1 protein-coding gene is annotated in these 269 nt (G+C 42.0%); it reads left to right on the top strand.

The window, feature by feature from the left end:
• Positions 1–269: MarR family winged helix-turn-helix transcriptional regulator (locus tag AAEZ00_RS21325; RefSeq protein WP_351089911.1), on the top strand; the 269-nt coding region annotated here is incomplete at both ends.

Here is a 269-nt window from a genome sequence, read left to right as displayed (position 1 = left end):
AATCAAGTGTGTTTTTCATTGTATAGTGCGACTAATGCGATGATCCGCGCATATCGACCATTATTAGATGAGTTATCGCTGACTTATCCTCAGTATTTAGTGATGATGGTACTTTGGAAAGAGCCGGGGATTAGTGTTAAAACCTTAGGTGAAAAATTACATCTAGATTCTGGAACGTTAACGCCCTTGCTAAAGCGTTTAGAAGGCAAGGGCTTAGTGAGCCGTGGTCACAGTGAGTTAGATGAACGCGTGCGAGTGTTACATGTTAC

Origin of the sequence: Shewanella sp. S1-49-MNA-CIBAN-0167, assembly GCF_040310145.1 — a bacterium.
Taxonomy (GTDB): Bacteria; Pseudomonadota; Gammaproteobacteria; order Enterobacterales; family Shewanellaceae; genus Shewanella; species Shewanella psychromarinicola.
The sequence above is the reverse complement of the archived record's forward strand: the minus strand, read 5'-3'. Positions and strand labels throughout refer to the sequence as shown.